Raw genomic sequence first — 24,668 nt, forward strand, 5'->3', positions numbered from 1 at the left:
ATTTTTTCTACATTTCTATCTGAATAAATGCTAATTCTTCATTTTGTAACTCTTCTACTAATTCATTCAAACTCAGATCAATTGATTCTTTGCTAATCACTGTGTCATCAGTGCTTATGAACTGCCGTCCGACAAGAAACCTCTCCCCAATCAAACTAGGTTTCTCCCCCAGTATAGATAAAGAGCCAACCACCGCTAAACAACAACCAATAATATAATTTCCAATACAGACTGTTACAAAAAAAATACTTGCTGCCTTAGCACCATGCTGATACCCTTCTGGTTCAATTGGAAAGGAAAGAGTTACTGGTTTAGCTTTCCCATGCAGTGCTTGATAAAGTAATTGGAAATGAGTATATCCACTAGAAAAATGTTTGATCAATTCTTCAATATTGATCAGCACTTTATCTTCTGGAATGTCCATTTTTCTGCATATTTCTATAACTATTTCTGCAAGCTCATTAACTATACTCCAGTTCGATAATTGTCCATTAAAAATTCTTATATCGAATAACGATTGAGGCAAGTCTTTTGAACTGAGACTCACAATTTGGTGTGAAGTTGAAATTTCAGATTCTATTTCAACTATAAGAGGATTAGATGAGTTTTCAAGTAGCGTTAGAAATTGAAGAAAGGTTTTTACTTCTTTAAGAGAAGTACCTTCTGCACTAGGATAAACTGAAAATTTTATTCCTGTACCTGATTCAATAATAACTTCAAAAAACCTAGATTCTACTCTAATCTTTCTGCGTTCTTTTGGAATAAATTCACAAAAGGGAGTTATATACAATTTCGCATAAAAAGATATTCCCGGAGAGAATTTATACTCTTTAAATTTCAATTTTGCTTCTATTGGTTTAGTCTGAAGGGATAAAATTCCTTCATCGCTCTCTACATAGGCATCTTTCGACAAAATGCCAAATCTTTTTTGGAAAAGATTGAGGTTATATATATTAATTTCTTTGCGAATTCCTAAAGACAAATCTAAAATATCTCTAATAGGATCATCACTAGTTATAGTGCAAGTAAACTCATATCTACCATCTTCAAATCCCAGAGTTTTTAATAGCTGATTTTTATTCTCAATATACTTTTCCATACCCTCTGGAATATGTTTCTCAATTTCACGCTTCAAACTTTGTCCACTTATATCTGCCAATCGATCAGCATCACCATAAGTTATAGGAAGCTTGTGCTTGTTTAGCTGATCTCCCTTTCCTTCATTTTCTAGCTTTCTAATTCTCTTTAAAGTTTTTTCGATTATTTTTCTGTCAACATGAACTAAATAGATAGCTTGCGGTTCAGATTTTCCATCAAATTCAATAAAGCAATAAAAGGCTGGCATTTTTGCCTTAATAAGTCTATGTAAATTAGATAGAGTGATTGATTCTTTCCTCCTTTGCTCATTCGTTGATTTAACTTGAATTTTACACTCTAAAGGTTCTGGAAGCATATCTTGAGGAGAAAGATTATCCTGCTTCCACGGAAACTCTATAAAGAAATCCCATCCTGTTCTATCCATTTGAGATTGGGATTTATGGACTGTCAACCCTTTAACCTGAAGACACAATCCTTCAAATTTATTTTCTCCTAATGATCCTAAATTTGTATCCTGCATATTGTGAGGTTGCTAAAAAACAGCTTAACACTAATATATAAAGTACATTGTAGCTAGTTAGTTTTAATAATAGCAAATTGCTATTGTTAGCTATACCTGCGCCTATGATAGACTTAAGTGAGGTAAAATAAACTAGTAATTCTGTAAACTATGCTAACTACTAATATTGGTACGCTAGTAACCTGTTCTCCAGATGTGAGTAATGGCCGTCCCATGATTGCAGGGACTAAGACTTCTGTGAGTCGGCTGGTTGTTCTTTATAAACAAGGTGCAAATGCTGAAGAAATTGCCCGTCGGATAAGTCACCTTAACCTTGCCCAAGTTTATGCGGCTTTAGCTTACTACCACGCTAATCGTGATCAGATTGAGACTGAGTTAACTGAAGCAGAGGCTGAATACTGGAGTTTGGCAACTTTACACAGCCAGAAAGATAAAAATATAGATGAATAAGATCCGGCTATATATTGATGAGGATTCTATGGATGAAGACTTTGTTCAAGCTTTGCGTTCCCGCAATGTAGATGTATTAACGGTTGCAGATGTGGGAATGCTCTACAAATCTGATTCAGAACAGCTAACTTGGGTTAGGGAAAATAATCGAGTTATTTTCAGCTTCAATGCTAGAGATTTTTACCAGATTCATACTAATTTGCTGGAACAAGGTTTATCTCATGCAGGAATTATTTTAGCACCACAACAAAGATATGGAATTGGTGAATTAATGCGCGGGGTTTTGCGATTGATTAATACCAAATCAGCAGAAGATATGCATGGACAGGTAGAGTTTTTAAGCAACTGGGTTGATTAATTCAACCCGTTTTTATAATTTTGTCACATAGTTATTTTTAATAACTACAAATTGCCAAAACTGTTACTATAAACTCATGTATTGTGAGAGATCGCCTGGAACTGACTAGGACAACGCGCAATTATGCCCCCTTTTATAGTGGAAGATAATGGATTTGTCCTGCTAATTCTCCCTCTAAACAGCACTCTATCAGCAATAGAATATCTTCTATTACCTGTCCAGTTCGTGCATCTGTACCTACTTCAATAACTCCCGGCATTGCTTCACCTTCTGTAATCCGCTCATAGGCATAGCGTGTAATCGTAGCGACATCATGAGTGAGCAAAACTCGGTTTTCTTTGGCTGCCCATGCGAGGATAGTTGGGTCATCTTCACCTAAAAGACCAACATCTTGGACTCTAACAATATCAATATTAGGGTTACGTCGCAATAATCCCCTAATGATAGTATTATCAAAATTCTCGTCAGCAAACAGTTTTAACATACTTTCCGTTCTGCTTGACGTGCAAGTAATCTATTCCGCAACCCTTGTGAATCAAATCTGTCCTCATTTATGCTCCGAATTTCCTGCGCTTGTTGCTGTCTTTGCTGTAGGTAAACTTCAACCTCTTGTTGATGATTGAGGTAAAAGGTAATAGTAGCGTAGACATCAGCAAGTTGAAGTGATGGATAACGATAAACAATTTCTTCTGGTGTTGTTCCTTGGTTGAAAACTGCAACTATAGTATCTAGTGTTATACGAGTTTTACTAATAATAACTACGCCATCTTTAGTAGTTTCCAGTGGTGCAGGTTTAGTGATAATTGCTAACGTCATAATTAATCACAAGATAGTTATTTTTAATATTAGCAAATTTAAAAAACTGTTACTATAAACTCATATATTGTGAGCGATCGCTTATCTAGCCTATATCTCTAGGCAAAATACTCGTATATAATAGTTACATCCAAAATATTAACATCGGTAAATTTATTTTGCTAAAGTCTTGACAACAATCACCTCTTGCCAATAAATTTAACAACCTAACTTAACAACGACTATCTTTTTTCGTTAGTATTAATACTCCGCGCTGACTCATCTAACTGCTATGCTCAATCCCAATCTGGATGAAATCCAGTTGACTAAAGACGACTACGAACGCTACTCTCGCCACTTAATTTTGCCAGAAGTAGGGCTAGAGGGGCAAAAACGCCTCAAGGCGGCTAGTGTATTATGTATCGGTACGGGTGGACTAGGTTCACCACTGCTGTTATATCTGGCCGCAGCAGGTATTGGCCGCATTGGTATTGTTGATTTCGATATTGTTGATACTTCTAACCTACAACGCCAAGTAATTCACGGCACATCCTGGGTGGGTAAACCCAAAATCGAATCAGCAAAAAACCGTATTCATGAAATCAACCCCCATTGTCAAGTTGATTTATATGAGACTCGCTTGAGTTCAGAAAATGCCCTTGATATCATTAAGCCTTACGATATCGTAGTGGATGGAACTGATAACTTCCCCACCCGATATTTAGTTAACGACGCTTGCGTATTGTTGGATAAACCAAACGTTTACGGTTCTATTTTCCGCTTTGAAGGACAAGCGACCGTATTTAATTACGAAGGTGGCCCCAACTATCGAGACTTGTATCCAGAACCACCACCACCAGGAATGGTTCCCTCCTGTGCAGAAGGTGGTGTGTTGGGAATTTTACCTGGCATGATTGGTATTATTCAAGCTACGGAAACCGTCAAAATTATTCTTGGTAATGGTAACACTCTTAGTGGAAGATTAGTGCTTTACAATGCCTTGGATATGAAATTCCGGGAATTGAAACTGCGTCCTAACCCCATTCGTCCAGTAATTGAAAAACTCATAGATTACGAACAATTCTGTGGTATCCCCCAAGCTAAAGCAGAAGAAGCGAAACAGCAGATGGAAATTCAAGAAATGACTGTTCAGGAATTGAAGGTGTTACTAGATAGCGGTGCGAAAGATTTTGTTCTGCTAGATGTCCGCAATCCTCATGAGTATGAAATTGCCAAAATTCCCGGTTCGGTGTTAGTACCTTTACCCGATATTGAAAACGGCGAAGGTGTGGCTAAGGTGAAAGAAATTCTTAACGGACACCGCTTAATTGCTCATTGTAAAATGGGCGGACGTTCGGCTAAAGCCCTGGGTATTCTCAAAGAAGCAGGTATTGCGGGAACGAATGTTAAAGGTGGAATTAATGCTTGGAGTCAAGAAGTAGATTCTTCGGTTCCTCAGTATTAAATAACAGGGAACAGGGAACAGGGAACAGGGAACAGGGAAAGATAAAATACTGTCACCTGTCACCTTTTCTCTTCTATATCAAAATTATGAATACCTCGAAATCTCCACCAAGTGTTTTATGGGTACAAGTTTGGGCTTTAGCAGGTTTACAGGCAGCTATTACTTTAGCTTGGTTGGTATATAATGCCTATCTACCTAAACTTTTGATTCAGTTTGGGTTCCCTGCATCTTTAGCAGTAGGGATATTAGTTGTAGAAAATGCTTTAGCTGTGGTGATGGAACCACTGATGGGGGGACTCTCAGATCAAGCTAAATTCAAAATAGGAAGTCGTTTTCCTTTTATTTCTGTTGGTGTGATTTTAGCATCGGCTTTGTTTATTGCTATCCCATGTATTGTGACTTTTGTGCCACCAACTGAGGTGCTACGCGGTATTTTACCTTTGGCTGTGATAGCTTGGGCTTTAGCAATGACGGTTTTTCGTTCTCCTGCTATTTCTTTGTTGGGAAGATATGCAGTTCCATCTGAGTTACCTTTAGCTGTCAGTTTTGTAACTCTAGCGGGAGGCATAGTTGGGGCTTTTAGGGGAATTGCTAATGACTTTATTCTCAGTCTAAGTCCAATTTTTGCTTTTACGATCGCATCTTTTGTTCTCCTGGCTGCGGCGTTTGCGTTACGCTTTTTCAACCCTCCGGAAACTCCAGCAATTCCACAAAATGCCGAAATAGCAACCATACCGCTGCAAAAACTAGGCTTAATTCTGGGAACCGGTTTTAGTGTGGCTTGGGGTTCTCGCTTACTTATGGATGCTTTAGGTAAAGTTCTCAAATCCCAATTCCACACTAATGATATTAGTTTATTCATGTTGTGGATTGGATTAGCGATCGCACTGGTGGCTTTACCTGCTGGATTCTTCGCTACTAAAATTGGTAATATTCAAGCAATGCTCTATGGTATCGTGGAGACTGTTGTAGCAATGCTAGGATTAGTATATATGGGCGCACAGATTCCCATTATATTCCTTATAATATCTGGATTTAGTTTAATTGTCAATGGTGTAATTCCTTTTATTTTAGAACTAGTGCCGCAGCGTTGGGCTGGGTTAGGAATTGGGATATATTTTGGTGGGTTCTCTTTGGCGATGAGTATATTTGGGTTTATATTTGCCCCAGGGATTACGCCTGTAGTAGCTGCAATTACTGGTGCATTAGCATTCTTAGTAGCTGGTGTGTGTATCTTTTTAACGCAGCAAGAATAACGTTTTTTCACAATTGTAGAGTGCCAAGACCTAATCGGATAGCGATCGCGTTAGGATGTTCTCAGCCTTTTGGCATTAAAAGTACTATTCCCACATTTTTCGGTTAAGATAGTATATCTGTTCTACTTAAACTCCCACCGCAAGAATTCTTAAATTCTATATTTAGAGGCTCTAATGGCAACCAATACCAACACCGATACTTCTGGCAAGCAAAAAGCGCTAACTATGGTACTCAACCAAATTGAGCGCAGCTTTGGCAAAGGGGCAATCATGCGCCTGGGTGATGCTACCCGGATGCGTGTGGAAACTATTTCCACCGGGGCGCTGACTTTAGATTTAGCCTTAGGTGGTGGTTTACCCAAAGGAAGGGTAATTGAGATTTATGGGCCGGAAAGTTCTGGTAAAACTACAGTAGCACTCCATGCGATCGCAGAAGTGCAGAAAGAAGGCGGTATCGCTGCCTTTGTTGATGCCGAACACGCCCTAGACCCCACCTACGCCGCCGCATTAGGCGTAGATATTAATAATTTACTCGTTTCCCAACCTGACACAGGTGAAGCCGGTTTAGAAATTGTTGATCAACTTGTGCGTTCAGCCGCAGTTGATATTGTCGTGATTGACTCCGTAGCAGCATTAGTCCCCCGTGCCGAAATAGAAGGCGATATGGGCGATATCCACGTTGGTTTACAAGCTCGTTTAATGAGCCAAGCTTTACGAAAAATTACCGGCAATATTGGTAAATCAGGTTGCACAGTTATTTTTATCAACCAGTTACGGCAAAAAATTGGTGTTACTTACGGTAGCCCAGAAACCACAACTGGCGGTAACGCCCTGAAATTTTACGCCTCGGTACGTTTAGATATTCGCCGTATTCAAACCTTGAAAAAAGGTACAGATGAATTTGGTAATCGCGTTAAAGTTAAAGTTGCTAAAAACAAAGTAGCACCACCTTTTAGAATCGCCGAATTTGACATTATTTTTGGCAAGGGAGTTTCTACCTTAGGTTGCTTAGTTGACTTAGCAGAAGAAACCGGCATTCTATTACGCAAAGGTGCTTGGTACAGCTACAATGGCGACAACATTTCTCAAGGTCGAGACAACGCTATCAAGTATCTAGAAGAAAAGCAGGAATTTGCTGAGAAAATTAAAGAACTGGTGCTAGAAAAACTAGACAAAGGGGCTATAGTTTCTGCTAACTCTGCTGTGTCTAAATTACATGGAGATGAAGAAGAGGACGAGGAAGAAATCGAATTAGAAGAATAAAAACCTGAGAGGATGTTTTAAAAGTCTATGAAAGATAAAAGAAGTCTGAATAAATTCTACAACTCAGACTTCTTTAATTCTTTCGCTAAAATGCTACTGTTTCAAACTCAAAAGCTGCAACGAGACGCTCATCAATATAAACCTCTATTTTATGTTTACCAAGAGGATCTCCAGGAGCTATCTTCCAAAAATTTTCAATTACACCATTGCTAGAAGTTTGTGTACGTTTTGTGATAGCTGTTGTCCCATCTGCGGAGATAGAAAAATTATCATCTTCCTGTGTAGCCCATGTTTCTGGTGCTTTGGGTAAACGCAAAACTTCACGCCATTTTACTTTACCTCGGTAATTATTAAGTTTAATCTGCCAACCATAGGTATCACCTTTTTTTAGTGGTACTTTAGTTGTAGGAAAAAAATTAACCTTACCTTCAGCATCAACTATTCTGACCCCAAACTCAGATTTACTGATAGTAATTTCTTTACTATTAATTAACTGAGAAGTTTCTAGGGGCGCTTCTGCTAAAACACTATTACTTTTTTGTAAATTTGTAGCGAAGAAGCCAAATATCAACCAAAAAGAAGTTAATAAAAGTCTAACAGTCGAAATTTTCATCCGCATCTTTTGTCAAAGATTAGTTAGTACTTAATTCCATTACTTTTACCTCTATTCCGGGTTGAGATTTAAAAATCATCAACGTTACCCTTACCGGTTTCTATACTATAGAGCATTTAATTAAAATAGCAAAAATAGAACAGAACTTACGCAAAAACTACCTCAAATACTGTTATTGCGACGTAAGGAAGCAATCTCAAACCCCAATGTTTCGTTAAAATGCGTAAGTCCTACAAAAAATAGAATGCAAAATTATTGCATCCTATTTTCAATAGACATCTCCGAGATTGTAGTAGAGACTTTCCATGGAAAGTCTCTACACGGGTTTGAAGCACATTTAATTCTTGGATATGTCTAATGTGTATTGCTGAAATATATTCAGCTTTTTAGTCTTCGTCAAGTGCAGGGAAAATTTCTTCAAACCGCCACAAACTATTTTTATTTTCAATGAACCAAATCCGAGATTCGGTGGTTAACTTACTCCAAACAACTTCAGGAGGAAGGTGAGGAGACGCATACTGATATTCTTGACCAAGTTCTTTGAGATTATCCGCTACATCAACAGGAATACCAAAGTCTTCCCAGTCAATTTCTACATTTCTACCAGTAAGTCCCGCAGCAGGATCAAAAACCAATTGTGCAGTTCTGATTAAGTCTGCGAAGTGTTGCGCTTTGAGTCCGATGATATCCTGGATTTCGAGTGATTTGTTAGGCTCTGAAGGCATTATAACTGAAGTGATGAAGATAGATGGTTAATTGAATCTACCGCCAGAGATGATCCCGATAAATTTAGTTTAGCGCAGAAATTTAAGCTGGATTAGTCAGTTTCAATTAAAACTGTTACTGCTGCTACTGCTATCAACATTTCGTCATTTTTATCATTGAGGGCAGGAATTGCTAACCCTTCCACTACCATTCCCCCAGCTTCTACTGTGAGGGTTTTGCGACCAAAGGGAAGGACGGCTAATACCTCTGCTTCCCTTACTTGTTCAGGGTAAGGAACTGCGACCTTGACTTCTACAATCATATCATTGGGGTCTTTTAGACCTGCTACTTCCATAATACCGAGTAAGGCATTATGAGCGATCGCATTTCTAACCGCTCTCGCTGCTGCTACTGTCGGTTCCTGTCCATGCTGGTCTACACCCATACCCATTTCGATAATAAAGCGTTTCAGTGCCATAAACTAAGAAGTATTTACATCCAAATTAGTAAACTCTCGTCGGTTATCTTACCAAACCGTCAGTCAGTTTAGAGCCAACGACTGAAATGCTTACACAAAACCTGACGAGAGTATAATATATGATTCTATTTGTTATTTGAATAGTAAAGGTATTACCAAGAATCTTAATTAAGAGAGTGGTTTATCCTTAATGCTAGTGACACAAAAATTAATATGAGAGCGGATAGCCTTTTCATAAACTCCGGTCTGTGCTGTGCGTACTCCTATATGTTGATATATCAAGTTAATTTCGGGAAATTCGCACCAATACATCAAAAAAACGTCTTTAGATGGAGTAGTAATTTCATAATTATTCTCTTGTCTTTTCTTTTTGAGTTTACAATTGTTTAGTTTGAGTTTTTGTCTAAATAATTGTTCAAATTCTGGAATTAAACTTGCAGTAGTTTCCATAGTTTATACACGTTTAAATACGTGCTTAGATAAACACCATTTTGTGATATTGCTAAGTGTGACACTTTCGCTACCTATCATAAGATTAGTATATCAGCTATAGTCAATTTTACAATTTGGGCTTCTTTTTTCCTACTCAGAGTGCGCCAAGAAAATGCACGACAACAACACAATACCCGTTCAAATTCTGCTAATTTTTTGCTAAATCTCTGTTTTCCACGTTCTTTGATATACCATTCCGAGGATCAATTTTTTTGGGCAATTTCTTAAGAAATATTTAAGATTAACATTGTCAAATTTTCCCAAGCTGGGAAACTTCGTTGTAGTAATTGTTTAGCCTACATACTCCATGAGCATCAACCGTCGTCAATTTCTCACCACATTGGGATTAACTACCATAGCCACCCACATTGCCCCAGTTATCGCCGAAATCCAGACTTCACCAAACATTATCATCAAACCACCACATCTAAAAATAGGTGATACCGTAGGGTTAATAGCCCCCGCTGGTATTATCGAACCCAAAGATATCGACAACGCAGAACAAGCTTTAAGCAAATTAGGGCTGAAAGTAATAACAGGCGCACATATTTTAGATCGTCATGGCTATTTAGCCGGAAAAGATAGCGATCGCGCCCAAGACATTCATACCATGTTTATAGACAATTCTGTAAAAGCAATTATGGCCATGCGTGGCGGTTGGGGTTGTAATCGTCTTTTACCGTTACTTAATTACCCCCTCATTCGTAAAAATCCTAAAATAATTATAGGTTACAGCGATATTACTTCTTTATTATTAGCTATTAATGTTCGCAGTCGATTAATTACATTTCATGGCGCAGTGGCTACTTCCACATGGAATCAATTTACAGTTGATTACTTTAAAAATATTTTATTTGATGGAGAAAAATTAATCATGCAAAATACCCCCACCAATGAGGGGAAAATAGCAATAATTACCCAGGGAAAAGCTAGAGGCAAACTTATTGGTGGTAATTTGTCAATTGTAGCTGCAATGGTGGGTTCACCTTATTTACCATCATGGTATAAAAGTATTTTATTTCTGGAAGATATAGGTGAAGATATTTATCGGATAGACAGAATGCTGACACAATTAAAAAATGCTGGGATTCTGAATCAAATTTCTGGGTTTATTTTTGGACAATGCACAAATTGTCAACCAGGAGATGAACCAGCATTTACATTAATCCAAATATTAAAACATCATATTCAACCTTTAGGCATTCCCGCTTGGTATGGTTCCATGATTGGTCATATTAAAGACAAATTTACAGTACCTATAGGTTTAGAAGTAGAAATAGACGCTGATAATGGCACAATCATGATGTTAGAAACTGCCGTAAATTAACTCATAATACAACAGAGGAAATTGAATAATGCTAAAAATTTTTGCAGATAGAGGTGGGACATTTACAGATATTGTTGCTATTACCAATAATCAGACAATCATAGACAGACTCTCAAAATATACCGAACGTTTTTTAATTGTCCCTCTACCCAACCATCAATGGGTAATAGTCTATAAATTACTGTCAGAAAATCCTGAACAATATCAAGATGCAGTTATCCAAGGAATTCGGGATATTATCGGACTATCTGCTAATAAACCCATTCCTGATCAAACAATAGAAGTAGTTAAAATGGGGACAACAGTAGCTACCAATGCGCTATTAGAAAGGCATGGAGATAGGGTTGTATTAATTATCACTAAAGGCTTTAAAGATGCCCTGAGAATTGGCTACCAAAACCGCCCAAATATCTTTGCTAGAAATATCATTTTACCAACAATGCTTTATGAACAAGTAATTGAAGTAAATGAAAGATATGACGCACAAGGCAATGAACTAACCGCTGTCAATATTGAGCAAGTTAAAACAGATTTACAGGCAGTTTATAATACAGGAATTAGGAGTTGTGCCATTGTATTCATGCACAGCCATCGCTATCCCCATCATGAACAACAAATAGCCCAAATTGCCGAAGAAATCGGATTTACGCAAATTTCTGTATCTCATCAAGTTAGTCCATTAATGAAACTCGTAAGTCGAGGAGATACAACGGTTGTCGATGCCTATTTAACTCCTATTCTCCGTCGCTATGTTAATCAAGTGGCTAGTCACTTACCCAATGTCAAATTAATGTTTATGAAATCTGATGGAGGGTTAACAGATGCAGAAAAATTTCAAGGAAAAGATAGCATTTTAAGCGGACCGGCTGGTGGTATTGTCGGTGCAGTACAAACTAGTAAAAGAGCAGGTTTTGATTTAGTTATTACCTTTGATATGGGAGGAACAAGTACGGATGTTGCTCATTTTAAAGGAGAATATGAAAGACAATTAGATTCAGAAATTGCCGGGGCGCGAATGCAAGTTCCCGTCTTAGCAATTAACACCATTGCTGCTGGTGGTGGTTCAATTTTATTCTTTGATGGTTCTAGTTATCGTGTTGGTCCAGAATCTGCCGGTTCAAATCCAGGGCCTGCTTGTTATCGACATGGTGGACAATTAACAGTCACAGATGCTAACGTCATCTTAGGAAAAATTCAGCCTCAATATTTTCCCGCAGTTTTTGGTACTGAAGGTAAATTACCTCTAGATCGAGAAATTGTCATTCATAAATTTATGCAACTAGCAGAAAATATTACATCTGTCACAGGAAACTATCGAACTCCTGAACAAGTAGCATCTGGCTTTATTGCGATTGCTGTTGAAAATATGGCCAATGCTATTAAAAAAATTAGCCTACAACGTGGTTATGATGTGAGTCAATATGTGCTTTGTTGTTTTGGTGGTGCTGGAGGACAAGTTGCTTGTTTAATTGCTGATACTTTAGGGATAAAAAAGATATTTCTTCACCCTTTTGCTGGAGTTCTTTCTGCTTATGGAATGGGTTTAGCTGATGTCAGAGCAACCAGAGTTACAGGAATAGAACAACCTTTACATCAAATATTAATTCCTCAATTACAGCAATTAATGGCATCTTTGGAAACCCAATCCAGAAGTGAATTAACTCAGAAAAAAAATAATTTAGAAGAAGTAGTTAAAAAACTTAATTTAAAATATGAAGGAACTAACTCTATTTTAACCGTTGACTTTACCTCAGACGTGGCAGTAATGCAACGAAATTTTGAAATTGAACATAAATCACGTTATGGTTTCATTCAAACAGAAAAAACCTTAATTATAGAATCTGTTTCAGTAGAAGTAATTCAAAAAATGGATACTCCTGAAGAACCATTAATTATTCGTAAACGCCTTATAGATGAACCTCCTCAACCCATGAACATAGTCCAGATGTTTACTGATGAAAAATGGCATGATACACCAGTTTATCGCAGAGAAGACTTACAACCAGGAGATTGTATAAATGGTGCTGCAATCATTGTTGAAAAAATTAGCACAATTATAGTTGAAGCTAACTGGAAAGCAAAATTAACCGAACGTAATTATTTAATTTTAGAACGTGTTTTTTAGTGATATTTATAGCGCCTGTAATTAATGCTAAGATAAACAAATAACTACTTGGTATCATATCATGATGATTACTCAAGAAATAGTATCTGAACAAAACATCTCTGAAGATGTGATTTTTCCTCCCAGTGATTTATATAGTGATGAACCTCCAGTGGAAACAGAACTACATCTAGAGCAAATTATGCTCTTAATCAAATGTCTTAAATGGTTATGGAAAGAAAGAACTGATTTCTATGCAGCAGGAAATTTGAGTATTTACTATAGTCCTAACCAGAAAAAAACAGAAAATTTTCGTGGCCCTGATTTTTTTGTAGTCTTAGGAACAGAACGCAAAACGCGTAAAAGTTGGGTAGTGTGGGAAGAAAATGGTAAATATCCTCATGTAATTGTCGAAATTCTTTCACCAACAACAGCGAAGACTGATAGGGAATCTAAAAAACAACTTTATCAAGAAACTTTCCGCACACCGGAATACTTTTGGTTTGACCCCTATACATTAGAATTTGTAGGTTTTCAGTTAATAAATGGAAAATATCAACCTGTAAAAGCTAATGAAAAAGGACATTTATGGAGTGAACAATTAGACTTATATTTGGGGATTTATCAGGGTTTATTACGTTATTTTACACCAGAAGGAAATTTAGTACCCACACCTGAAGAAACCGCAGAACGTGAAACTCAAAGAGCAGAACGTTTAGCAGCAAAATTGCGGGAACTAAATATTGACCCAGATACCATTTAAAAAATAACTGCAAGTGTAGGTTGGTTTTTACTACTCAACACAACCTACACAGTTTATTTTGAAGTTAATTAATTTAGGTTTAGGTACAAAAAATGCACACAACGTCTCAACCAGATCCTGTACGTTTAGAAATTTTCAAAAATCTCTATCAATTTATTGCAGAACAAATGGGAATTGTTCTGCAAAACACAGCAACATCAGTCAATATTAAAGAACGGCTAGATTTTTCCTGTGCTATTTTTGATGCCTCTGGTTTATTAGTTGCGAATGCTCCCCATATTCCTGTACATTTAGGCTCAATGAGTGAAAGTGTCCGCAGTTTAATTAATGATCAAGGGGACACTATCAAACCGGGAAATGTCTATTTATCAAATAACCCCTATAACGGTGGAACTCATTTACCTGATGTCACAGCTATTACCCCCGTTTTTTTGGAGAGTAGGGAAAATATTCCCAGTCCCCTCTTTTTTGTTGCTTCTCGTGGACACCAAGCTGATATAGGTGGTATTACTCCCGGTTCTATGCCTCCTCACAGTACCACAGTAGCAGAAGAAGGAATTATTTTTGATAATTTTCTCTTGGTTGCACAAGGGGCTTTTCAAGAAACAGCAGTGAGAAATTTTCTTTTAAATCACCTCTATCCTAGTCGTAATCCTGACCAAAATATTGCCGATTTCAAAGCTCAAATTGCTGCTAATGAAAGGGGAGTACAAGAACTTGGGAAAATGGTCAAACAATATGGACTAGAAACAGTTAAAGCTTATATGCAGTTTGTTCAAGATAATGCGGAGGAATCAGTCAGACGAGCGATTGATGTTCTCAAAGATGGCTCATTTATTTATGAAATGGATAGCGGAGCTAAAATTCAAGTTCAAGTGATAATTGACAGAGAAAATCGTAGTGCTAAGATTGATTTTACTGGCACATCTGCACAATTAAATAGTAATTTAAATGCTCCCAAGGCTGTCACTCAAGCAGCAGTTTTATATGTTTTTCGGACTTTGGTTGATGATAATATTCCCCTCAATGCTGGTTGTCTTAAACCATTAGAAATTATGATTCCTGAAGCTTGTATGTTGAACCCAATTTATCCAGCAGCAGTAGTAGCAGGTAATGTAGAAACTTCTCAAACTATTGTTGATGCTTTATATGGTGCTTTGGGTGTGATGGCTGCTTCCCAAGGAACAATGAATAATTTTACTTTTGGTAATCAACAATATCAATATTATGAAACCATTTGTGGTGGTTCTGGCGCAGGAACTAATTTTGATGGTACTGATGCAGTTCATACCCACATGACTAACTCTCGCTTGACAGATCCTGAAGTTTTAGAAACTCGCTATCCTGTACAAGTAGAAAGCTTTAGTTTACGTCCCCATAGTGGAGGGAAAGGAAAACATTCAGGGGGTAATGGGGTGATCCGTCGGATTAAGTTTTTAGAACCTATGACGGCTAATATTCTCTCTAGTCATCGCTTGGTTCCTCCCTTTGGATTAAATGGTGGAGAAACTGGACAAGTAGGACGCAACTGGGTACAACGTCAAAATGGAACTGAAGAGGATTTAGATAGTACAGCAACTGTAGAAATGCAAGCTGGGGATATTTTTGTGATTGAAACTCCTGGTGGGGGAGGATTTGGAGCAAATATTTTTACTCTTCCTTCTTAAAACTTACGGTTAATTAGAAAAACCTTGAGTATTAAGTGAGATTTGATGATGCTGTGGTTCAGTATTTAGTGCTAAAAGGCAATGTGTAGCTTTTTTATGCTTATAGTTTGTAGCTATGCTAACTCTAGTTTCATCATAATTTTAAAAAAATAGGCACAAGCGCTCCAGAAGCAAAATTTTTATAGTTTGGGTGGAGAAAAGATACATTCAGTCTTGGTGGAGATTGTGACTTTTGGCTGTCTAAAGAGGCTAAATGTGAATATCTAAGGGGATTCTATGCTGATATTTAGCAGACTAGTGACTATAAAAATTAAGTAAATCAGGCTACAAATTAGAGTTCGTCACTCAATGGTTTGATAGGGTAATATTTGACTGATTTATTAAAAGCTATAGATTTTTTATACTACATCTCAAAAATGTTTACTGTTTGGCTTTGTCTTGTTAGCTACCATGACGATTGAGTCATTTTTAACTCGTGTCAGTTAATAAAGTGTCACTCTCCACACTAGCTATTTGGTTTTAAAAGAGATATTCTTAATGAATGCAAGGAGTGATACCACTTCACCTTATGTTTGTTACAGGTTATCCTAACAGTGCTTCCCCTAATAGCAATGTTGCGGATTCCAAATGTTTCATTACACAGTGATATGGTATAAAGTTATACGGGGGAGCGCTTGAGTAAGCAAAAAGGACTCAGGCGCTTTTTCGTGTATAAAGAAGTAGTGGTTATTTTTCTGGTATCAATTTGTTGGTTTTCGTTAGCACTGCTAAAGATAGGAAAATACAGGGTTTAGTTAGTCAAACTTGTTTGATCAGTTTTTGAACCTTTTTTGTTGATTGGGTATGGTAGCTTTATTTCTGCTGTGCTGTGCTAGAGATAATAGAGACTGGCTATTTTTGTGGCTAAGTCAGAAATAGAAATTACTTTTGTGGCGATCGCTATTGGAATACATATGGATGCTGAGGATCTTAAACGACGCTATGTCGCAGGAGAGAGATATTTTCCATCTGCTCAGTTAAATAGAGTCAAGTTGATTGATGCCTATTTACCAGGAATCAATTTGTGGGGAGCAGATTTAAGTAAAGCTAACCTGGCTAAGGCTAAATTGTGGGGAGCAGATTTGAGTAGGGCTAATTTGGCTAAGGCTAATCTGACTAGGGCTAATTTGTGTGGTGTGAATCTGTGTGAGGCAAATCTCCGGGGTGCTACACTGCACTATACTAAGTTATACGGTGCAAATTTAACGGGTGCTTGTTATGACGACAGCACACGCTTTGCGAGAGGTTTTGATCCGGTTATTCATAATATGCGGAAGTTTTAATTTGCTTGGTAGGAAGGGTTAATTAGGGCTTGCTGAAAAAGTCTTTTCGTTAGGGCTAGGAGTCAGGAATCAGGAGTCAGAAGTCAGGAGTCAGGAGTCAGGAGTCAGGAGTCAGGAGTCAGGAGTCAGGAGGAAGAATGAGAAGAATAGTCTTGAATCTGGTCAAGTGATAGATTTTTGATGGTGTCAACGCTTATTCCTTGCACATGATTCACCTTTTCAACCTTCAAACTATTGATATATATAGTTTTATACCTAATTATTGACATCACATCCAACGTAGAGGTAAAGCGCAATACTCATTGGTGTCAAATCTACATCCTTACCATATCTCGTTCCCAGTCAGAGACTGGGAATGCTATCCAAAGGCTCTGCCTAAAGCTTTTACTAAAGGAAGGCAGAGCCTTCTAGAATTCATTCCCATACTCTGTATGGGAACGAGAAATTTCTAATAAGAATTAAGTAGGTGAACAAAATAAAAATTAAGAATTACGAATTTTCTTCTGGTGTTGGTCTGGGAAAGGTTTCTCCGGCTAAGTAAGCGGGAAAATGCTTTTGAAAATATAACCATGAAGTCATATCTTCGCCATCTAGAAAGGCTTTGGGTGCGTGCTTGTATAAAGGAACGCGGGTGTTGATTTCTTCTTGCAGTAGTGGTGGTAACTCTGTAAAACCGCCTACTTTGCTGCCAGTAGCACTGTAAATGAGATAACCAGGGCGTGTACCCATTTTCATCCAAGGCAACCATTGACCGATTCTATCCCAACTGAGTTTTAGTTCGGTGACGGAAGTTAATTCTGAGTTAACTAAGTCTGCGCTGGGAACTGTAATTTTAAACAGTTCTGCGGCTTGATAAATTGGTGATGGACAGTATTCAGCAAACTGAGGATCTTCTGCTAGGGGGTTGGGATAATGGGGAAAGAGGTCAAAGATAAAAGTGGTGTTTTCTGCTTCTACTTGGACGGGAAGTTTGCCTTTAAATTTGCCTTGTACGGGACTGTTGGCAACGTGCATCACTGATACTGTTTCCCCTGTCCAAGGGTTTTCCCATTTTTGTAAAATTTCATCTGTTTCTGGGTGGAGATAATAAGTTAGTTCTCTGGAGGTAAAATCCCAGCGTCCTTCAGCGGTGAGAATACAACGACTTACGCTCATGCCGATGATTTTAAATAATAGTTGCCGCTTTTCGCTAGGGACAAAGCTATATATTTTACCTGTCCAAACAAGGAAAGTAGATTCGTTAGAGTCTAGGGAAGAACGGGTTTTTACCCATTGTTGAGCATCAATTTCTTGGTTGTAGGCTACCATTTGCTGTTTCCTGATTTCACGACTAAATTAATTTTTTTCCACCAAAGTCCAGAAATAGCCATCTGGGGCAATAAAAGAAAAACTCTGTTCTCCAAATTCGTTACTGACTATATTAGTAAATTTTTGTACGTTACTTGCCCTTATCTTGTCAAAATAAGTTTGTATTCCTTGCACTTGGTAGGTGTAAAGGCACATTCCTAAGCTTCCTGGTTGGGCTGCTTCAAAGTTTGATTCTAGATTGATATGCTCTGGAAAGCGAATGATGTAGAGTCTGCCGCTACGTGCTGCCATTAAGTTGGTCTGGGAGGAACGGGGGTCATCAAAGGCTGTAACTATAAATTTCTCCCCTGGATTAAGGTCAAATAATTCTCGACCGGCTAGGGAAGATTCATAGCTGGTTTCTATGTCATCGCGTACACGTAGTAGACCTAAAATGTCTTCATAAAAGCGCAGGGTTTCTTTGCTGTCATCTTGAATAACTAAGCCTAGATGGGTAAATTGGCTGGTGTTAAAGGCTGCATGATGATTGATGTTGCCGTAATGGGGCATGACATAGCCAAAGCGTTGAAATAATACTTGTCGAGTTAGGGGTTGCAGTAGGAGCATTTCACGTACTCCAATGGCAGGATCTATAAAAGGATGGCTTTTTTGGTCTTTGTTGTAAATAACTTCCCAGTAAGGGTATGAGTATCTGATGGTTTTATCAGTGATTTTGGCATTTTCGGCATGATTTAAGATACCTAGTAAGTCTGCGGTTAAGGTGGTAGTCCAGCGATTACCTTTAACTTTCATGGAACTGATGCCTAATCCTTGATTTGTGGGATTTTGCCAAGTCATGAGCCGAATTAATCCATGATCTGCATCTTGGTGGTAAAGACGGATCACTTTTAAGGGGGATTTTACCCAATATAGTTGATGGGCTGCTTCTGCGGTTAGTTCTCCTATTTGCCCAATGCGATAGCCAAACTGTTGCCAGTATTGAAGTGCTGGAATTGGGACAGGAACACCAATGCAGACTTCGTAGACACCTTGAATTGCAGTAGTTATTTTTTGATTCATGGGATATTTAGAAATAATTCGTAATAGTGCTTAGAGTCCTGATAGGGATACGTAGTTATGATTTAGTCAGGGTTTCAGATTTTTTCAATGGGTGGCTTATTTACGCTGTTTTGTACTTATGAATATCAAATACGGGAGTTGCTCTGGAGGTAAATTAGCACTTTTATGCTTCTTGAGAGATATCGTCAAATCTAAAATCCCAATTTGGTATAAATTAGTATTTTGAATGGTATTTTCAGCCAGGATATCCTATTGTACTGTGTGAGCTATGCTAAATCATGAGCGATCGCTGACCACCTATGATTCTGCTTTGTTAAATAAAATAGTCTCTCAGGTCTGCCAAGTCATCATTACTGTTCAAAAACAGCAGCCAGAATTATTACTTGAAAAGTATAGAAAAGTTCAGTGGCAAAATAATTCTAATCAATCGGCTTTGAGTGCAAAATTCATGGGTTTATTAAGTCAAACTCAAAGTTGGGAGGAATTACTGCAAAAACTGCGATTATACCTCAGAGCAATTTTTGTTGCTGAAGCTTTAAATTCACCAATATTATCAGAATTAATTGCTAATGTTCGCCAACTTAATCCGATTAGTTCTGAATTAAATGGCTCAGTAAATAATACATTTGCTCCTGTTTTGCAACCATTAGGAATTGCTGTTTTACTTTTAGATGCTGAAAATTTACAAATTAATACTAATACAGAGAAATTTTTGGCTACTATTTGTAATAGTCCCATTCAGGTAAAAATTGCCTTTGCTAATTGGGGTAATCGGGGAAAGTTAGATATAGAATTACATGAACGTGGCTATGATTTGATTCATGTTCCTGCTGGTAGGGATAATGCAGATGGAAAAATGATTGCTTTTGGTTCTTCAATTCATGAGCGTTACCCAAATGCTAAGGAAGTTTTGGTTTGCTCTTCTGATAAAGTGATGACTAATTTATGCAATAATTTACAACAACATGGTTTAATAGTATATCAAGTAAGTCAACATGGAGAAAATATAAATTTATTCAATAATAATACAGGTGAGACTACAAGTTATAGAATTAAACCACTGCCTGAAGTTCCATCACTTGAGCAATTTATTCGACAACTGAAAAACTTAATTCAAGATGAGCAGAACTTGAATGCAAGTTATTGGATTAAACTTTCTCAACTTTCTAAGTTATATAAGATTAAATATCAGTTGAATATTAGCCATGTTGTTTCTCAATATTTACCTGGTAAAAGAGCAAGAGATATATTTGTTAACTATCCTGCTGATTTTGCGATTCATCAAATTGATGATGTTTCAGAGTTATATGTAACTGTTTTTGATCATAATCAAGTTCCAGCAGAAGATGGTCAAAAATCTGAAGTAGCTAAGGATAATCAGCCAAAATCTTTAACTGTTATTACTTCTAAACAAGATTTAGAAAAAGAGTTAAATATTATTCTCGATGAATTAATAGAAAAATTTGTTCATGACTATTTTGATATTAGTATTTTGGCGAGTCAGTTTAAACAAAAATATGGTAAAACGATTACGGGGCAAATTCAAGAGTTACAGATAAGTGGTAATTTTATCAAGTTTTTACAGTCTTGTAATAATTTTCATCTTCAACAAAAAGATAAGAAATGGGAAATAGGTAAGGTTGATGTTACTACTCTTTCATCTATTTCGGTTTCTAATATTAATTCTGCATTTGATTTAGAACAGGTGATCAAGATGATTCTGGTAGAGTTAACTCAAGATTCTAAAAGCAATTTTGTGGATGTCGGTATTTTAGGTGTTAAATTTAATCAAAGATATAATAAGCCAATAACTAAACAAATGAAAGAATTAAAAATTAGTGGTAGTTTTATCAAATTTTTGCAATCTTGTAGTTCTTTCCAAATGCAGCAAAAGGGTAATAAATGTATGGTGTCGCTTGCTGGAATCAGTAAATAGTTTTAAGAAGAACCCCACCCCTAGCCCCTCCCCGCAAGCGAGGAGGGGAACTGGATTTACAGTTAAATTCGGTTTTTGGGCCTGAAAATTCTCTCTGGATTAGGATGTGTGTACACTGTAGCGCAAGCGAGGAGGGGGCTATTATTGAGAATAAAGTCAATAAATCAGAGATGGGGAATGTAAGCAGTCCCGTTCAATCTCGAATTTGGAATTGCTGTATGTATGATAGATATGTTGTGTAAAGAAATGTAAATATTGTGATGCTGGATAAAGTTATTGTTGTTGTTGGTGCGACTGGTGGGATTGGTTCTGCGTTAAGTCGTCAACTTGCATCTACTGGGGCTAGGTTGGTATTAGCTGCTAGAGATGGGGTGAATTTAACAAGATTGGCAAATGAGTTATCAGGGGAAGTTTTGTCTGTTCCTACTGATATTACTCAACCGGAACAAGTGGACGCATTGATACAAAAAACTGTAGCTAGATTTGGTCAAATTGATGTTTTGGTGAATGCGGCTGGTGCGGGTATTCTTAAGCCCTATAACAATATTGAACCGACAGATTTAGACAAAATGCTGGATTTGAATTTAAAAGGCTGTTTTTATACTTCTCAAGCTGCTGCCCAAGAGATGCAAAAACGTAAATCTGGTCATATTTGTAATGTGGTAGGAATTCTGGGTAAGCATTCGATGGCTATGGCTGCGGCTTATTCTGCGTCTAAGTTTGGTGTTGTGGGTTTCAGTAAGTGTATGGCGGAGGAGTTGAAACGTTTTGGTGTAAAGTTCACTTTATTCTATTTTGGTGGGATAGATTCTCCTTTTTGGGATCAGGTGAGTTTGAAGGTGGATAGGAAAAAAATGCTGAGTTGTCAAACTGCGGCTAATGCTATTTTTTATGCGCTATCTGCTGAACCGGAAGCTGTACCGATGGAAATTAATATTCAACCTGATAGTCATTTATTTTTCTAGATTCAGTCTCTTCTAGGTGCGTCAGATGTCGAAAATCTCTTAATTGCTACCAATTTATCGAGTCTGACACACCCTACTAATATGCAAGTTGCGTAAGTCCTGTTAATATTCAGCCTGATATTCATTTATTTTTATAGATTCAGAATTATTGCTGAGGACGTAAGCGTAAATTGAGCATATGAGGCAAAATTTACTTATATGTCAGCTGTTGCTCTGGATTTTCAGAAATTATGCTCCAAATTGATCACGTTCACTTCTATGTAGAAGATGCCCAAGGGTGGCGAGATTGGTTTGTCAATTATCTGGGGTTTAAAGCAGTAGCGAGTTCGATGTTTCCTACCCCTGTTAATCAGGGAAAATTGTTTCACACTTGCACGGAAGTTGTGAAAAATGGCAATGTCTACTTTTTGCTGTCTTCACCTTTGTTACCAACTAGTCCTGTAGCTGAGTTTTTCCGTCATCATCCTGCTGGTGTGGCAGATGTGGCTTTTGCTGTGGCAGATGTGGAAGCGGTGACGGCTAGGGCGATCGCTCAAGGTGCTAAACTTTTGCAACCTGTCCAGCATGATGTATCGATCAAATACGCTAAAATTGCGGCTTGGGGTGGGTTAACTCACACTCTGATTGAAAGAAAAGGAAATGGGGCGATGGGGGAGAAGGATACATCACCCCATACTTTTACGGCTATAGATCATGTGGTTTTGAATGTGGCGGTTGGTGATTTAGAGGCTGCTGTCAGTTGGTATCAAAATATTTTGGATTTTCGACCCCAACAGAGTTTTAAAATTCAAACTAATCGCTCTGCTTTGCACAGTCAGGTGATGATTTCTCCTAATGGGAGGGTACAGTTACCGATTAATGAGCCGGCTTCGCCTAATTCGCAAATTCAGGAGTTTCTGGAAGTGAACCGGGGGACGGGAATTCAGCATATTGCTTTACGTACTTCTCATCTTGTCAGTGCGATCGCTCAATTTCGCAATACTGGTGTATCTTTCCTTTCTGTTCCCACAACTTATTACTCACAACTACAGCAGCGTCTAGATTTTCCTTTATCAGCCCAGGAACTGCAAGCGATCGCTCAACAAGAAATATTGGTTGATTGGCAAAAAGATGCTCCTCTAGGGGCGTTGCTGCTGCAAATTTTCACTCAGCCGATTTTTGGCAAACCGACTTTTTTCTTTGAGTTTATTGAACGTCGTTCTCAAGCGGCTGGTTTCGGTGAAGGTAATTTTCGCGCTTTATTTGAAGCTATTGAAAGCGAACAAGTTAAACGCGGATTTGGTAGGTGATTGGAGGCAAGGGGAAGTCTACCAATTGTCAGGAGTCAGGAGTCAGGAGGAAGAAGAATATTTTTCTCTTCTGTTCCCTGCTATATCAAATATTCTGTATCCTGAATTCTTACTACCAATTACCAATCACCCATTACCCATTACCAATCACCAATTATGCTGAGACTAATTACTGATTTTGACGGACCAATTATGGATGTTTCTGAGAGGTACTATCGTGTTTATCAATTATGTTTGCAGGAAACGCGATATCCTGATCAAGCGGTGACAGAACTTTCTAAAGCGGAATTTTGGCAACTCAAGCGATCGCACACTGCCGAAAAATATATTGCCTTAAAATCTGGTTTAGATGAACAACAATCCCAAAAATTTACCCAAATCCGCAAACAAACAGTACATACAGAGCCTTATTTTCAGTATGATAGCCTCGTCCCTGGTGCAGTAGAAGCCCTCACCAAAGTTCAACAAGCAGGAATTGATTTGGTCGTGATGACCATGCGCCGAGTGCGGGAACTGGACTATGCTATTAATAAATATGATTTAAGCAAGTTTTTTCCAGAAAATCGCCGTTATTGCCTCAGTAACGACTATGTGAAAACCCGCGACATTGAAGATAAACCCTTATTAATGGCTAGAGCCTTAGCAGAACTTCCCCCCGCTGCTGATACTTGGATGGTGGGGGATACAGAAGCAGATATCGCCGCAGCGAAGACACATGGCATTAAGGTAATAGGCGTAGAGAGTGGAATCCGCGATCGTACCCAACTAGAAATTTACCAACCTGACTTAATTGTTAAGGATTTGAGCGCCACTTTAAAGATTATCAGAAAGTAAGGTGATTTGGCGCAAAAGATGATCTTTTGCGCCCAGTAAAAATTTGAATATTTTTGAATTTCCTTTTGTAAAGCTTCAACTTCCTCAATAGATGGGTAAAATAATATCCATATTTGTATGATTATATTTATTGTAAATAATATTCAGATGCAAGGCTAATAAAGTATTTTGTCTGAATCAGGATGTCCAGGATTAAAGGATTTTCAGGATGTTATTGTTTATTTAAAGGTGGGGATTTTTGAGGGTATTTTTTGTCAGAATCAGGATAACCAGGATTAAAGGATTTACAGGATGTTGTTGTTTGATTGTCTATAAAATATACAGATTTTAGGATGTTAGATAATAAATTATCTGTTAAATTATTTGTTGTTATTTTTTGACTGTTGGTGTAACTGTATTTTATAATATCTCAATATTCACAGACAATTCATCAATAACAATCCTGTAAATCCCGTAATCCTGGACATCCTGATTCTGACAATTAAAATTTCAGCATCCTACCAACAACCTATAAATAACAATCCTGTAAATCCTCTAATCCTGGATATCCTGATTCTGACAATTAAAATTTCAGCATCCTACCAACAACCTATAAATAACA

23 protein-coding genes are annotated in these 24,668 nt (G+C 37.7%); 14 read left to right on the plus strand and 9 right to left on the minus strand.

The window, feature by feature from the left end:
- Window positions 1-7 precede the first annotated feature (7 nt).
- The gene (locus VB713_RS06950; RefSeq protein WP_323310838.1) at window positions 8-1,618 is read right to left on the minus strand and encodes a hypothetical protein; all 1,611 of its coding nucleotides are present in this window, start codon (window positions 1,616-1,618) and stop codon (window positions 8-10) included.
- 150 nt (window positions 1,619-1,768) lie between these two features.
- Here VB713_RS06950 and VB713_RS06955 point away from each other — a divergent pair, with 150 nt between their 5' ends.
- Both VB713_RS06955 and VB713_RS06960 read left to right on the plus strand, forming a co-directional pair.
- Window positions 1,769-2,068, plus strand: a complete 300-nt coding sequence (locus tag VB713_RS06955; protein ID WP_323310839.1) for a DUF433 domain-containing protein — start codon at window positions 1,769-1,771, stop codon at window positions 2,066-2,068.
- Entirely contained in the window at window positions 2,061-2,426 is a 366-nt protein-coding gene (locus VB713_RS06960; RefSeq protein WP_323310840.1) for a DUF5615 family PIN-like protein, read from the plus strand. The genes VB713_RS06955 and VB713_RS06960 overlap by 8 nt, the downstream gene beginning before the upstream one ends.
- Window positions 2,427-2,559: 133 nt before the next feature.
- On the opposite strand, the gene VB713_RS06965 is transcribed toward VB713_RS06960, so the two are convergent.
- Window positions 2,560-2,910, minus strand: coding sequence for a DUF5615 family PIN-like protein (locus VB713_RS06965; protein ID WP_323310841.1), 351 nt, complete (start codon window positions 2,908-2,910; stop codon window positions 2,560-2,562).
- Window positions 2,904-3,242, minus strand: a complete 339-nt coding sequence (locus tag VB713_RS06970) for a DUF433 domain-containing protein (protein ID WP_323310842.1) — start codon at window positions 3,240-3,242, stop codon at window positions 2,904-2,906. Before VB713_RS06970 ends, VB713_RS06965 begins: the two co-directional genes overlap by 7 nt.
- A 271-nt stretch (window positions 3,243-3,513) precedes the next feature.
- On the opposite strand from VB713_RS06970, the gene moeB reads away from it, so the two are divergent.
- From moeB to recA, 3 genes are all read left to right on the plus strand, one after another.
- Window positions 3,514-4,686, plus strand: coding sequence for a molybdopterin-synthase adenylyltransferase MoeB (moeB, locus tag VB713_RS06975; protein WP_323310843.1), 1,173 nt, complete (start codon window positions 3,514-3,516; stop codon window positions 4,684-4,686).
- 86 nt (window positions 4,687-4,772) lie between these two features.
- The gene (locus tag VB713_RS06980; RefSeq protein ID WP_323310844.1) at window positions 4,773-5,942 is read left to right on the plus strand and encodes an MFS transporter; all 1,170 of its coding nucleotides are present in this window, start codon (window positions 4,773-4,775) and stop codon (window positions 5,940-5,942) included.
- 174 nt (window positions 5,943-6,116) lie between these two features.
- Entirely contained in the window at window positions 6,117-7,205 is a 1,089-nt protein-coding gene (recA, locus tag VB713_RS06985; protein ID WP_323310845.1) for a recombinase RecA, read from the plus strand.
- An 85-nt stretch (window positions 7,206-7,290) separates the two neighbouring features.
- Here the strand turns inward: recA and VB713_RS06990 are convergent, their stop codons facing one another.
- The 4 genes from VB713_RS06990 to VB713_RS07005 form a co-directional block, all read right to left on the minus strand.
- Entirely contained in the window at window positions 7,291-7,818 is a 528-nt protein-coding gene (locus VB713_RS06990; protein ID WP_323310846.1) for a hypothetical protein, read from the minus strand.
- A gap of 386 nt (window positions 7,819-8,204) precedes the next feature.
- Window positions 8,205-8,543 (minus strand): hypothetical protein, encoded by a 339-nt coding sequence (locus VB713_RS06995; protein WP_323310847.1) that lies wholly within the window; start codon window positions 8,541-8,543, stop codon window positions 8,205-8,207.
- 92 nt (window positions 8,544-8,635) lie between these two features.
- Window positions 8,636-9,001, minus strand: a complete 366-nt coding sequence (locus VB713_RS07000; protein WP_323310848.1) for a Lin0512 family protein — start codon at window positions 8,999-9,001, stop codon at window positions 8,636-8,638.
- Window positions 9,002-9,169: 168 nt separating this feature from the next.
- The gene (locus tag VB713_RS07005; RefSeq protein WP_015213865.1) at window positions 9,170-9,451 is read right to left on the minus strand and encodes a hypothetical protein; all 282 of its coding nucleotides are present in this window, start codon (window positions 9,449-9,451) and stop codon (window positions 9,170-9,172) included.
- Between the two features lie 349 nt (window positions 9,452-9,800).
- Between VB713_RS07005 and VB713_RS07010 the strand changes: the two genes are divergently transcribed.
- The 5 genes from VB713_RS07010 (at window position 9,801) to VB713_RS07030 (ending at window position 16,676) form a co-directional block, all read left to right on the plus strand.
- Entirely contained in the window at window positions 9,801-10,820 is a 1,020-nt protein-coding gene (locus VB713_RS07010) for an LD-carboxypeptidase (protein ID WP_323310849.1), read from the plus strand.
- A 28-nt stretch (window positions 10,821-10,848) separates the two neighbouring features.
- Entirely contained in the window at window positions 10,849-12,945 is a 2,097-nt protein-coding gene (locus VB713_RS07015; RefSeq protein ID WP_323310850.1) for a hydantoinase/oxoprolinase family protein, read from the plus strand.
- A gap of 61 nt (window positions 12,946-13,006) precedes the next feature.
- Window positions 13,007-13,687, plus strand: a complete 681-nt coding sequence (locus VB713_RS07020; protein WP_323310851.1) for a Uma2 family endonuclease — start codon at window positions 13,007-13,009, stop codon at window positions 13,685-13,687.
- 92 nt (window positions 13,688-13,779) lie between these two features.
- Window positions 13,780-15,354: a hydantoinase B/oxoprolinase family protein gene (locus VB713_RS07025; protein ID WP_323310852.1), complete on the plus strand. Its 1,575-nt coding sequence runs from the start codon at window positions 13,780-13,782 to the stop codon at window positions 15,352-15,354.
- Window positions 15,355-16,307: 953 nt separating this feature from the next.
- Window positions 16,308-16,676 carry a pentapeptide repeat-containing protein gene (locus VB713_RS07030; RefSeq protein WP_323310859.1) on the plus strand — a complete coding sequence of 123 codons (369 nt, stop codon included), beginning with the start codon at window positions 16,308-16,310 and terminating at the stop codon, window positions 16,674-16,676.
- Window positions 16,677-17,165: 489 nt separating this feature from the next.
- On the opposite strand, the gene VB713_RS07035 is transcribed toward VB713_RS07030, so the two are convergent.
- Both VB713_RS07035 and VB713_RS07040 read right to left on the minus strand, forming a co-directional pair.
- Complete coding sequence (locus VB713_RS07035) at window positions 17,166-17,984, minus strand: DUF1838 domain-containing protein (RefSeq protein WP_323310853.1); 819 nt, start codon at window positions 17,982-17,984, stop codon at window positions 17,166-17,168.
- A gap of 27 nt (window positions 17,985-18,011) precedes the next feature.
- On the minus strand, window positions 18,012-19,043 hold the full coding sequence (locus tag VB713_RS07040) for a VOC family protein (RefSeq protein ID WP_323310854.1): 1,032 nt from the start codon (window positions 19,041-19,043) through the stop codon (window positions 18,012-18,014).
- Window positions 19,044-19,353: 310 nt separating this feature from the next.
- On the opposite strand from VB713_RS07040, the gene VB713_RS07045 reads away from it, so the two are divergent.
- The 4 genes from VB713_RS07045 (at window position 19,354) to VB713_RS07060 (ending at window position 24,067) form a co-directional block, all read left to right on the plus strand.
- Complete coding sequence (locus VB713_RS07045) at window positions 19,354-20,979, plus strand: NYN domain-containing protein (protein WP_323310855.1); 1,626 nt, start codon at window positions 19,354-19,356, stop codon at window positions 20,977-20,979.
- A 260-nt stretch (window positions 20,980-21,239) separates the two neighbouring features.
- On the plus strand, window positions 21,240-21,944 hold the full coding sequence (locus tag VB713_RS07050; RefSeq protein WP_323310856.1) for an SDR family oxidoreductase: 705 nt from the start codon (window positions 21,240-21,242) through the stop codon (window positions 21,942-21,944).
- Window positions 21,945-22,174: 230 nt separating this feature from the next.
- Window positions 22,175-23,233, plus strand: coding sequence for a 4-hydroxyphenylpyruvate dioxygenase (gene hppD / locus VB713_RS07055; RefSeq protein WP_323310857.1), 1,059 nt, complete (start codon window positions 22,175-22,177; stop codon window positions 23,231-23,233).
- A gap of 156 nt (window positions 23,234-23,389) precedes the next feature.
- Window positions 23,390-24,067 carry an HAD family hydrolase gene (locus VB713_RS07060; protein WP_323310858.1) on the plus strand — a complete coding sequence of 226 codons (678 nt, stop codon included), beginning with the start codon at window positions 23,390-23,392 and terminating at the stop codon, window positions 24,065-24,067.
- Window positions 24,068-24,668: the final 601 nt, after the last annotated feature.

It is taken from the genome of Anabaena cylindrica UHCC 0172, assembly GCF_034931625.1.
GTDB lineage: Bacteria > Cyanobacteriota > Cyanobacteriia > Cyanobacteriales > Nostocaceae > Anabaena > Anabaena cylindrica_A.

Bases quoted from the DNA above. Each gene is read 5' to 3' on its own strand.
- VB713_RS06950 (WP_323310838.1), bottom strand. From the start codon at position 1,618: ATGCAGGATACAAATTTAGGATCATTAGGAGAAAATAAATTTGAAGGA.
- VB713_RS06955 (WP_323310839.1), top strand. From the start codon at position 1,769: ATGCTAACTACTAATATTGGTACGCTAGTAACCTGTTCTCCAGATGTG.
- VB713_RS06960 (WP_323310840.1), top strand. From the start codon at position 2,061: ATGAATAAGATCCGGCTATATATTGATGAGGATTCTATGGATGAAGAC.
- VB713_RS06965 (WP_323310841.1), bottom strand. From the start codon at position 2,910: ATGTTAAAACTGTTTGCTGACGAGAATTTTGATAATACTATCATTAGG.
- VB713_RS06970 (WP_323310842.1), bottom strand. From the start codon at position 3,242: ATGACGTTAGCAATTATCACTAAACCTGCACCACTGGAAACTACTAAA.
- moeB (WP_323310843.1), top strand. From the start codon at position 3,514: ATGCTCAATCCCAATCTGGATGAAATCCAGTTGACTAAAGACGACTAC.
- VB713_RS06980 (WP_323310844.1), top strand. From the start codon at position 4,773: ATGAATACCTCGAAATCTCCACCAAGTGTTTTATGGGTACAAGTTTGG.
- recA (WP_323310845.1), top strand. From the start codon at position 6,117: ATGGCAACCAATACCAACACCGATACTTCTGGCAAGCAAAAAGCGCTA.
- VB713_RS06990 (WP_323310846.1), bottom strand. From the start codon at position 7,818: ATGAAAATTTCGACTGTTAGACTTTTATTAACTTCTTTTTGGTTGATA.
- VB713_RS06995 (WP_323310847.1), bottom strand. From the start codon at position 8,543: ATGCCTTCAGAGCCTAACAAATCACTCGAAATCCAGGATATCATCGGA.
- VB713_RS07000 (WP_323310848.1), bottom strand. From the start codon at position 9,001: ATGGCACTGAAACGCTTTATTATCGAAATGGGTATGGGTGTAGACCAG.
- VB713_RS07005 (WP_015213865.1), bottom strand. From the start codon at position 9,451: ATGGAAACTACTGCAAGTTTAATTCCAGAATTTGAACAATTATTTAGA.
- VB713_RS07010 (WP_323310849.1), top strand. From the start codon at position 9,801: ATGAGCATCAACCGTCGTCAATTTCTCACCACATTGGGATTAACTACC.
- VB713_RS07015 (WP_323310850.1), top strand. From the start codon at position 10,849: ATGCTAAAAATTTTTGCAGATAGAGGTGGGACATTTACAGATATTGTT.
- VB713_RS07020 (WP_323310851.1), top strand. From the start codon at position 13,007: ATGATGATTACTCAAGAAATAGTATCTGAACAAAACATCTCTGAAGAT.
- VB713_RS07025 (WP_323310852.1), top strand. From the start codon at position 13,780: ATGCACACAACGTCTCAACCAGATCCTGTACGTTTAGAAATTTTCAAA.
- VB713_RS07030 (WP_323310859.1), top strand. From the start codon at position 16,308: ATGGATGCTGAGGATCTTAAACGACGCTATGTCGCAGGAGAGAGATAT.
- VB713_RS07035 (WP_323310853.1), bottom strand. From the start codon at position 17,984: ATGGTAGCCTACAACCAAGAAATTGATGCTCAACAATGGGTAAAAACC.
- VB713_RS07040 (WP_323310854.1), bottom strand. From the start codon at position 19,043: ATGAATCAAAAAATAACTACTGCAATTCAAGGTGTCTACGAAGTCTGC.
- VB713_RS07050 (WP_323310856.1), top strand. From the start codon at position 21,240: ATGCTGGATAAAGTTATTGTTGTTGTTGGTGCGACTGGTGGGATTGGT.
- hppD (WP_323310857.1), top strand. From the start codon at position 22,175: ATGCTCCAAATTGATCACGTTCACTTCTATGTAGAAGATGCCCAAGGG.
- VB713_RS07060 (WP_323310858.1), top strand. From the start codon at position 23,390: ATGCTGAGACTAATTACTGATTTTGACGGACCAATTATGGATGTTTCT.